The 7,755-nt window shown below is 67.9% G+C and carries 7 protein-coding genes and 1 tRNA gene; 6 read left to right on the top strand and 2 right to left on the bottom strand.

Annotation, left to right across the window (positions count from 1 at the left end; genetic code table 11):
• Positions 1–41: 41 nt before the first annotated feature.
• Positions 42–449, bottom strand: a complete 408-nt coding sequence (locus MBEBAB_RS14065; protein WP_045319432.1) for a YkvA family protein — start codon at positions 447–449, stop codon at positions 42–44.
• A gap of 56 nt (positions 450–505) precedes the next feature.
• On the opposite strand from MBEBAB_RS14065, the gene MBEBAB_RS14070 reads away from it, so the two are divergent.
• The 4 genes from MBEBAB_RS14070 to MBEBAB_RS14085 all read left to right on the top strand — a co-directional run bounded on the left by MBEBAB_RS14070 (position 506) and on the right by MBEBAB_RS14085 (position 3,520).
• Positions 506–1,288 carry an SDR family oxidoreductase gene (locus MBEBAB_RS14070; protein ID WP_021698657.1) on the top strand — a complete coding sequence of 261 codons (783 nt, stop codon included), beginning with the start codon at positions 506–508 and terminating at the stop codon, positions 1,286–1,288.
• Positions 1,289–1,429: 141 nt separating this feature from the next.
• A tRNA-Gly gene (locus MBEBAB_RS14075) sits at positions 1,430–1,504 on the top strand.
• A gap of 445 nt (positions 1,505–1,949) precedes the next feature.
• Positions 1,950–2,774 carry a fibronectin type III domain-containing protein gene (locus MBEBAB_RS14080; RefSeq protein WP_021698658.1) on the top strand — a complete coding sequence of 275 codons (825 nt, stop codon included), beginning with the start codon at positions 1,950–1,952 and terminating at the stop codon, positions 2,772–2,774.
• Positions 2,774–3,520, top strand: coding sequence for a metallophosphoesterase family protein (locus MBEBAB_RS14085; protein ID WP_242397184.1), 747 nt, complete (start codon positions 2,774–2,776; stop codon positions 3,518–3,520). The genes MBEBAB_RS14080 and MBEBAB_RS14085 overlap by 1 nt, the downstream gene beginning before the upstream one ends.
• Positions 3,521–3,562: 42 nt before the next feature.
• Here the strand turns inward: MBEBAB_RS14085 and MBEBAB_RS14090 are convergent, their stop codons facing one another.
• Complete coding sequence (locus MBEBAB_RS14090) at positions 3,563–4,699, bottom strand: phytase (RefSeq protein WP_021698660.1); 1,137 nt, start codon at positions 4,697–4,699, stop codon at positions 3,563–3,565.
• Between the two features lie 193 nt (positions 4,700–4,892).
• On the opposite strand from MBEBAB_RS14090, the gene MBEBAB_RS14095 reads away from it, so the two are divergent.
• Entirely contained in the window at positions 4,893–7,310 is a 2,418-nt protein-coding gene (locus tag MBEBAB_RS14095) for a TonB-dependent receptor (protein ID WP_045319430.1), read from the top strand.
• Complete coding sequence (locus tag MBEBAB_RS18165) at positions 7,289–7,744, top strand: TonB-dependent receptor domain-containing protein (RefSeq protein ID WP_277905900.1); 456 nt, start codon at positions 7,289–7,291, stop codon at positions 7,742–7,744. The genes MBEBAB_RS14095 and MBEBAB_RS18165 overlap by 22 nt, the downstream gene beginning before the upstream one ends.
• Positions 7,745–7,755 lie beyond the last annotated feature (11 nt).

Consider the following 7,755-nt stretch of genomic DNA (forward strand, 5'->3'; position numbering starts at 1 on the left):
ATGGTCCCCCTCCCCCGCAAGCGGGGGAGGAGACGGGCCGGTCACTCCTCGCGCATGGCCTCCAACGTCTGTTCCGCCGACTGGTAGTGGCGGCCGCGGATGTTGGAGCCCACCAGGGCGATCATGGCGGCGATCACCGCCGCGTCGTCGGTGAAGCCGATGCCCACGAAGACGTCGGGAATGGCGTCCACCGGCATGACGAAATAGCCGAGCCCCGCCAGCATCATGGCCTTGGCGCGGAACGGCGTCTCCGGATCCCGGGCGGCGTGCCAGGCGGCCACCGCCTCCCGCGCGAAGGGGATGCGCGTGGCCGTGCGCCGGATCTTGGGCCAGAAGCCGCGCCGCACCCGCTCGGCGTTGGTGCGGATGACGGTGGGGACCAGGGCGCGCGACGGCTCCAGCACCGCTTCGGGCGTTTCAATTGAAGACGGTTTGGCGTTTTGCGTCATGGCGTCTAAATCCTCGCCCCACATCAAGGGTTCAACATAGATATAGGACGAATGCCATGAAACTGGATGGTTCGATCGCAGCGGTGGTGACGGGCGGAGCCTCGGGCCTGGGCGAAGGCACGGCACGGGCCCTGGCGGCCAAAGGCGTCAAGGTGGCCATCTTCGACCTGAACGAGGAAGCGGGCGAAAAGGTCGCGGCCGACATCGGCGGGGTCTTCTGCAAGGTCAATGTGACCGATGACGCCTCGGTGGCCGCCGCCTTCGAAAAGGCCCGCGCCGCCCACGGCCAGGAGCGCCTGACCGTCAATTGTGCGGGGATCGCCACCGGCCAGAAGACCGTGTCGCGCAAGAAGGACACCGGCGAGATCCGCGCCCACGACATGGCCCAGTTCGAGAAGACGGTGACGGTCAACCTGTTCGGCACCTTCCGCGTGGCGTCCCAGTCGGCGGCGGGCATGGTCACCCTGGACCCCATGGACGACGGCGAGCGCGGCCTGATCGTCAACACCGCCAGCGTGGCGGCCCAGGACGGCCAGATCGGCCAGGCGGCCTATTCGGCCTCCAAGGGCGGCGTCTACGCCATGACCCTGCCCATGGCCCGCGACCTGATGAACGAGGGCGTGCGGGTCAACACCATCCTGCCGGGCATCATGTGGACGCCCATGATGGCGGGCATGGACCAGAAGGTTCAGGACGCCCTGGCCGCCATGATCCCCTTCCCCAAGCGCCTGGGCACGCCCGCCGACTACGCCGCCCTGGCCCTGCACCTGGCCGAGAACACCTACATCAACGGCGAATGCATCCGTCTGGACGGCGGGATCCGGCTGGCGCCCCGGTAAGAGCGCTACCGCTCGCGTCGCGGATGCTCGCTGCCTGAGCGCATGTTTGGGCGCGTTTCGAGACGGGATTTCCGAATTTCGGCGATCCCCTCTTGCAGCCCCCGCCCGCGCTCGGCTATAGGCCCGCCCTCGACTGAGAGCGCGGGCGTAGCTCAGGGGTAGAGCATCACCTTGCCAAGGTGAGGGTCGGGCGTTCGAATCGCCTCGCCCGCTCCAGTCAAAACGAAGAAGGCCCGGTTCACGCCGGGCCTTTCTTGTTTTCGGCGCCAGACCCCCTTGCTCCGTCCCCTGCGCATTTCAACCCTGCCGACACGCCCCTGTCATACACAGGCGTCACCATGGGCCATCCCCTCACGATGGCCGGCGTCCATGCGCGGTCTTGTTCAGGAACGCCGCACCATGTCGCGCAAGCTTCTTCTCGCCCTCGCCCTGTCGGCGGGCCTGGCCTTTTCGCAGACGCCTGCGCTGGCCCTTCAGCCCACGACGATCGAGCGCCCGCTTCGCCCCACGCCGCCCTCGAGGGCTATGTCTCCGACATCCTGGACCGCATGGTGCGCGAGATGGGGCCCGACGAGCGTCTGGCCCTGCGCCCGAGACGGCCGCGGCCTTCCTGAACGCGGAGGAGCGCGAGCGTCTCTCGACCGGTTTCGCCCGCTTCACCGTGGACCGCCCGGCGCGCCTGTTCGTGGCCTTCGACAGCACCTGGGGCGAGACGCCTTTCTGGCTCGCCGACCTGGGCTTCCAGCGCCGGGCCGACCTGGACTTCGTGGTCGACGTGGAGGATCCCTTCCACGTCTGGGAGAAGGCCGTGCCCGCGGGCGAGGTGAATCTGGGCGTGCCCAGCCTGTCGGGGGAGATGAAGCCCTATGTGGTCTTCGCCGCGCCCGCCGGGGGCGAGGGGACGGTCGTCATCACCCCGCTGATCCCGGGCGCCGACGTGCAGATCGCCCGCGAGGACGGCGCGCCCTATGTGGACGACAACGACTGGTTCAACGCCCTGCCGGCCGAACTGGACGGCCTGCCCGTGCTGCGCAGCTTCGAGAGCTGGGAGTTCGTCTCGCGCATGGTGGGCTTCTTCCGCGCCACCGACTATCCGTCGTCCGCCACGCCCGACCATCTGCAGCTGACCTGGCAGGACGACCCCCGCACCGGGGTGACGGTGCAGTGGCGCACCGACGAGACGGTGGATGAGTCCCTCCTGTGGCTGGCGCCCGCGGGCGACGACGGGGCGGGCCGCATGCTGACGTCCCGGGCCGACGCCCTGACCAGCCGCCAGATCGTCAACGACCCCGACATCCGCCTGCACCGGGTCCGGCTGGACGACCTGACTCCGGCCACGGATTATGAGTACGCGGTCAGCGCCGACAACGGCCAGACCTGGACCCAGCGACGCCGCTTCCGCACCGCGGCGGACGCGGGCGCGAGCCCTACGCCTTCGTCTATCTGGGCGACCCCCAGAACGGGCTGGACGAATGGGGCGACCTGATCCGTCAGTCCGACGGCCGCTTCCCCGAGGCGCGCTTCTACATGATCGCCGGCGACCTGATCGACCACGGCACCGAGCGGGACAACTGGGACCAGTTCTTCCACGAGGGTTCCACGGTGTTCGACCGCACCCCGGTGGTCCCGGCCCTGGGCAACCACGACAGCCACGGCGGCCACCCGACCCTGTATCTCCAGCAGTTCGCCCTGCCGGCCAACGGCGCCGAGACCCTGGACCCGGGCCGCACCTACCATGTGACCTATCAGGACCTGCTGGTGGTGGTGATGGACTCCAACTACGACCTGGTGGAGCCCGAGCTGCAGGTGGACTGGCTGGACCGGGTGCTGGGCGAAAGCGACGCCCGCTGGAAGGTGGTGATCTACCACCACCCGTTCTACGCCTCGCGTCCGGGCCGGGATAACTACCCGCTGCGCGACGCCTGGGGACCGATCTTCGACCGGCACAATGTGGACATCGCCTTCCAGGGCCACGACCACGCCTATATGCGCACCGTGCCCATGCGCGGCCATGAGCCGGCGGCCGAGGGCGAGCACGGCACGGTTTATCTGGTGGCGGTGTCGGGCACCAAGATGTACGAGCAGGGCCTGCCCGACTTCGCCGCCTTCGGCGCGGTCAACACCCGCACCTATCAGATCATCCAGGTGGATCCCGTCGCCGGAACCCTGACCTACCGGGCCATCGACACCGACGGCGGCGTCATCGACAGCTTCGACCTGTCGAAGGACTGAGGTGTGGAGGGGCGGCGGGTCATCCCACCGCCCCCCGTCGCCTCAGAAGTTCAGGGCGCGGCGCACCTCGCGCCAGTCCACGAACTTGTAGTTCTGCTGGTTCGGGCCAGAATCTTCCTGATCGTCATGGATGGCCAGAAGGCCGTTCGGGAAGCCGCCGATGGGCCCCGACCAGGCGTCCAGACCGTCGGTGCCGTGAACGCCGTCCACATCGCCGGCAGCCACCACCGCGAAGCGCCCCAGATAGACGTGCTCGTCGCCCTCGATCCGGTAGACGGGGAAGGTGCTGTCGCCCTGGCTCGACACGATGAGGAAGGCCTCGCCGCCGTCGCGCATGAGGGTGACGCCTTCGATGTCGTCCTTGAAACGCTCGTAGTCGACGCGGGCGATCTCGACGGCCTGACCGGATCCCGACGGATCGAAGTCATAGCGCCACAGGGCCACGTCCTCCTCGCCCACATAGAGGGTGTCGGCCGCGTCATCGACGACGCAGCCTTCCAGCTGGCTGCCGAGGGTCAGGACCCGCTCGGCGCCCAGCACGGGGCCGTCCGGTCCGGCGGAGACCGGCCACTGGTGGGTCGTGCCCAGCTTGGTGGTGACCACCGCATAGACCTCGTCGCCGCGCCGGCCCATGCAGAAGCCGTAGGGCTCGTCCATGCCGATGGAGACCAGGCCGTAATCCACGGTCTGCAGGGTGTCGGGATCGAACAGGTAGAAATTGATGCCCGCCCCGCCCGGCGTGTCATTGGTGGCGCCCACCAGAACCATCTCGCGGCCGTTCACCTGAAAGCCCGTGCGCAGGTCCACATTGTTCAACTGGCCCGAGGGCAGGAACTGGCGCACCGAACCGTCCAGATTGTGGACATAGAGGCCGTCGGTCTTGTCCGTGCCGAACATCACCGCGCGCGAGGGGTCGCGGGCGTCCGCCCACAGCGCCGGATCATCGGCGTCCACTTCCGGATCGGTGGTGACCAGGGTCTCGCCGGCGACGGGCACGGCGCGGGCGGGATCGCCGATCGCCTCCATGCCCTGGGGCCCGTCATCCTCGGCCGTGGCGCAGGCGGCCAGCAGGCGGCCGCGGCCACGGCGGTCAGCGAAAGCGTCTTCATCATGATCTCCGGCGATATCGTCCGTAAACGGACTAATATTCGTGGCAGCCAGTTCTTGGTGTCCCGCCACCTCTGTCGAATAACGCGGGGCGGTGTCGCATTACAACAACGCCCCGCCCACAACCCGCCCCGTGTCATCTAACCGTCATCTTGATGACGGGCCAGGTGTCATCAAGCCTGCATAGCAACCCCCCCAGAACACGGCGCGCTGGCGTTCCACGCGCCGCTTCCCGCATTGACCCAGCTGTCGGGGGACAGACCTCATGAAGACCACCCGCATTCGTTCCGCTTCGATCCTGCGCGCGGGCGTCGCCGCCCTCGCCCTGCTGGCGGCGGGCCCCGTCGTCCTCCTGGCCGCCGCGCCGGCCGAGGCCCAGGCCCAGGACGGCGTCGTGCGCGGCCGGGTCAGCGACCAGCAGGCGGGCGCCTTCTTCGGCGGCGCCGAGGTTCTTCTGGTGGAGACCGGCCAGCGCGCGGTGACGGGGGCCGACGGTCGCTTCGTCATCAACGGCGTGGCGCCGGGAACCTACACCCTGCGCACCACCTATGTGGGCGCCGGCGTGGTGGACGAGACGGTCGAGGTGGCGCCGGGATCGGGCGCGGTGGTCAATGTGCGCATCGGCGCCGACGTGACCACGGTGGAGAACATCCTGGTGGTCGGCACGCGGGCCAACCTGTCCACGGCCCTGAACCGCAAGCGCAACGCGCCGAACCTGGTGGACGGCGTCTCGTCGGACTTCATCGGCCAGTTCCCGGACCAGAACGTGACCGAGGCGGCCCAGCGCATTCCGGGCGTCTCCATCAACCGCGACCAGGGCGAGGGCCGGTTCATCTCGATCCGGGGCGCCAACCCCAATCTGAACAGCATCAGCATCAACGGCGTGGGCGTGCCCAGCGCCGAGGGCGATCAGCGCCAGGTGGCCCTGGACGTGATCCCGGCCGAGCTGCTGTCCAGCCTGACCATCGTCAAGTCGCTGACCCCGGACATGGACGCCGACACCATCGGCGGCGCGGTGCAGATCGAATCCGCCACCGCCTTCGACCGCGCCGGCTTCGGCGGGACCTTCACGGCGGAAGGCAGCTACAACACCCTGCGCGAGGAGATATCGCCCCGCATCGGCCTGTCGGCCTCCAACATCTATGATGTGGGAACCGGCCAGCTGGGCATCGCCGGCTCGTTCAGCTGGTTCGACCGCGAACTGGGCTCGGACGGCATCGAGAACGGCTCGGGCGAACTGGACGAGGATGGCGGCACGATCTTCCCGGTCGAGCTGGAGCCGCGCGACTATGTGCTGGCCCGCACGCGTCTGGGCGCGGCCCTGAATTTCGACTGGCGCCTCAGCGACACGGCCAGCCTCTACCTGCGCACCCTCTACTCCGAGTTCGCCGACGACGAGGTCCAGGGCGGGTCCATTTTCGAGCCCAACCCCGATAACGGCGCCAACATCGTCTCCGGCTCCGAGCGCGAGTTCCTTCTGGCCGATCAGGAAGTGGAATCCTACGTCAGCGACCGTGAAGAGACCCAGACCATCTATTCGGTGGCCTTCGGCGGCGAGAACCGCTTCGGCTCGAACCTGCTGGAGTATCAGCTGGCCTACGCCCAGGCGGGCGAGGACAACCCCGACTATGTGGAGTTCATCTTCGTGGCCGATCATTCCGGCACGGGGACCCTGGTCGGCTCGAACCTGGACGACCCGCGCCGTCCCCTGATCATCACCAACGATCTGGCCGGCTTCAATGACGCCTCGCGCTATGAGCTGGACGAAGCCATTTTCGAAAGCGGCGTCACCGAGGATCGCGAGTGGTCGGCCCGCGTGGACCTGACCCACGACACCTTCTTCGGCGACAATCCCGGCTTCCTGAAGTTCGGCCTCAAGGCCCGCATGCGCGACCGCATGTCGGACCTGGACATCAACGTCTATGGCGGCGCCGACATGGACGCCACCATCGCCGACTTCCTCAACAGCGACATCGACTATCCGCTGGGCCTGATCGCGCCCCAGGCTGATCCCCAGGCCGTGGCCGCCTTCGTGCGCGCCAACCAGGCCGCCTTCAATGACGACCTGGACGAGGAAGGCAGCTTCATCGACTCCAACGTCGAGGACTATGAGGTCGAGGAGGACATCTGGGCCGGCTACGGCATGGCCAGCGCCGACATCGGCGCCCTGACCCTGACCGGCGGCGTGCGCATCGAGCACACCGAGTACAGCGCCCGGGGCAACGAGGTCACCCTGGACGAGGACGCCGGGACCCTGACCCTGACGGCCATCAGCGTCGAGGACAGCTACACCGACGTCCTGCCCAGCCTGAACGCCCGCTACGAGCTGAGCCCGCGCACCCTGCTGCGGGCCGCCTATTTCCGCTCGGTCGTGCGTCCGATCCTGGAGCAGAACCGCCCCGCGGGCCTGATCGAGATCGAGGACGGCGAGGTCGAGGCCGAGTTCGGCAATGTGGACCTGGAACGCACCCGCGCCGACAGCATCGACCTGTCCATCGAATACTATCCGGGCGACGTGGGACTGCTGTCTGCGGGCCTGTTCTTCAAGCGTCTGCAGGATCCGGTTTACGCCATCGATCTGGGCGGCACGACCGGCTACGAGGCTTTGAAGCCTACGAGACCTTCGTCAACGGCTCGGACGCCGACATCTTCGGCATCGAGCTGGCCTGGCAACAGGGCCTGACCTTCCTGCCTTCGCCCTTTGACGGCTTGCTGCTGGCGGCCAACTACACCTGGGTGGACGCCGAGGGCGGCATCCCGCTGCCGGACGGCGGCGAGCGCACCGCGCCCCTGCCGTTCCAGGCCGAGAACACCGCCAACCTCTCCATCGGCTACCAGAAATACGGCTTCTCGGCCCGCCTGGCCGCCACCTACCGCGACCGCATCCTGGACGAGGTGGGCGACCCCGAGGACCCCGCCTTCGACGTCTACATCGACGACCACCTGCAGATCGACCTGACCGCCGCCTATGACGTGACGCGCAACGTCCAGATCTTCTTCGAAGGCTCCAACCTGGGCGACGAGCCGCTGTACAGCTTCAGCGGCAGCCGCAACGTCAATGTTCAGTACGAGGAGTACGGCCCCTCCTACACCGTCGGTCTGAAGGCTGTTTTCTGACCGCGATCCCC

It is taken from the genome of Brevundimonas abyssalis TAR-001, assembly GCF_000466985.1.
Taxonomy (GTDB): Bacteria; Pseudomonadota; Alphaproteobacteria; order Caulobacterales; family Caulobacteraceae; genus Brevundimonas; species Brevundimonas abyssalis.